This is a genomic window from Aeromonas sp. PS2Canimalfood6 (genome assembly GCF_048276795.1).
Taxonomy (GTDB): Bacteria; Pseudomonadota; Gammaproteobacteria; order Enterobacterales; family Aeromonadaceae; genus Aeromonas; species Aeromonas caviae.
On record NZ_JBLUXC010000121.1, the window covers coordinates 1 to 1,833 of the forward strand.

The 1,833-nt window shown below is 48.8% G+C and carries 2 protein-coding genes; both read right to left on the reverse strand.

Annotated elements, in window-relative coordinates:
* Positions 1–122 precede the first annotated feature (122 nt).
* Complete coding sequence (locus tag ACNPAA_RS20790; RefSeq protein WP_013094837.1) at positions 123–815, reverse strand: molecular chaperone; 693 nt, start codon at positions 813–815, stop codon at positions 123–125.
* A 52-nt stretch (positions 816–867) separates the two neighbouring features.
* Positions 868–1,452, reverse strand: coding sequence for a fimbrial protein (locus ACNPAA_RS20795; protein ID WP_013094838.1), 585 nt, complete (start codon positions 1,450–1,452; stop codon positions 868–870).
* Between the last annotated feature and the right edge of the window lie 381 nt (positions 1,453–1,833).

Below are 1,833 nucleotides of genomic sequence, written 5' to 3' on the forward strand. Positions count from 1 at the left end.
TTGTACTGCTGCCAGTTGCTGATCTTGTGCTTGGACTTGCCCATCTGATGCTCTCGGAGACTGCGCTACAGGATCAGATCACCGAGATGACAGATAGTTCCCCGATTTGAGCAACAAGGCCATCACTGGCTGGTGAGCGTGCGGGTTTTATACGCACCCAAATCGTCCACATACATCAGCTGGTAGGTTTGGCCGCGTTTCACCGCGTTTTTTGTTGCGACGGTGAGTTGACCAAAGGGCGCGACCATCGGTGATTCCTGCAGTAATTTGGTTTTGCCCTCGGAAATATTGGCAACCGTAATATGGAAAGGGCTGTCATTAACGATGCGGAACTGTTTACCGCTGGCAATTAGCGTCAGTTTCCCCGTTGCGTTATCCAGCGTGCCGGTTAACGAGGCCGGGCGATAAAACATTTTGATGCGTGATTTAATCGCCAGCTGAACGGTATTCTGGTTTTGTATATTTTCCGGCTTTGGCGGAATGTCGAGCACGTTCAGGAAAAAGACCGATTCGCGATCGCCCGGTAAATTCGCTGGCAACTTTTTTATCCGCAATTGCTGACCATTATGTTCGCTGACCTTCACCACCGGTGGCGATAACAAAAAAGGAACGTTTGCCGTTTCCGGGGTGGAGTTAATATCGCCGTCATCAATCCAGGATTGCACCAGCGCAGGGGCATCACCCGTATTGATTAACTGAACAATGACCTCTTTGTTATTCTCAGGATAAAGAACACGCGTGCCATTAATCACAATATTGGCCCATGCGTTGCCCGCGCTGAGCAGCAGAGATGCCAGCATAATAATCTTACGCATATTGGTAACCTTAAATACAGGCTTCGCCGGGACGAAGCCTGATTAACTGAAATTACAGGTAGGAAATGGTGTAGGTCACGTTAGAGCTCAACGCACCGACCGTTGCAGCAGCGGCGTTGGTTTTATAGTAATAAACGTCCAGCGTCAGCGTTTCTGAATCTGGCGCCGCTGAGGTACCCATAATGCTGGTGGTATAAGCCTGGTTCAGCGTAACCGGCGTAGATTTACCTGGTTCAACTAAGGCGAAACCGACATTACGCGCCACGCTGGCGTCGTTTTCATTAACGCTGTTATTCAGCAGGTATTTGCCGTCGGTAGAAATATTATCGGCGCTGGAGAAATACACTTTCAGCGGCGTACCGGTCGTACCTGCTGCTGGCGTACAGCCAGAGAAGGTTAACGAAATGGATTTTTTATTTTTTGTAATCAGGCCAACCGTTGTTCCGGCATCCTTAACCGAAATGGGGGAGAGGGCGACGGTCATATCCGCGCTTTTCCCGCCATTAATCGTACAGGTGGTATCGGTAATAGCACCGGTAAAGTTAATTACGCCACCCGCTGAGTTATCTGCGGCAATGGCGTGAGTAGAGGCAATGGCTGCGCCAAGCACAGATACGGTCATGATCGTTTTGAACATGATAAACTCCATAATATTTTGTTTTATCTAAGAAAGAATGTTTCCCGGCTGCGCAACACACTGTGACAGGCTTACGCGCATCGCGACCTGAGTACGAGCCTTGACGATATTATGTTACATCAAAAAGATACATCCGTCATTCCGCACCTGATTTTCATATTTTAAATGGTGACAATGATCGCATTGTTGATATCAAGTTGATAAAACACATGAATTTATTGGAGTGTTCGTGTATTGATGCTCGGTTGGGTAACAATTCAGTATCTATTCACCAGGACGGGGTTGACGGCATCAGTTCTGCCGGGATGGGATAATCTGTCTTCTCGATGCACGCCCTGACCACGGCCCTCAACCACTCCTGTGGGCAGCGGCCCAATCGCT

Bases quoted from the DNA above. Each gene is read 5' to 3' on its own strand.
- ACNPAA_RS20795 (WP_013094838.1), bottom strand. From the start codon at position 1,452: ATGTTCAAAACGATCATGACCGTATCTGTGCTTGGCGCAGCCATTGCC.
- ACNPAA_RS20790 (WP_013094837.1), bottom strand. From the start codon at position 815: ATGCGTAAGATTATTATGCTGGCATCTCTGCTGCTCAGCGCGGGCAAC.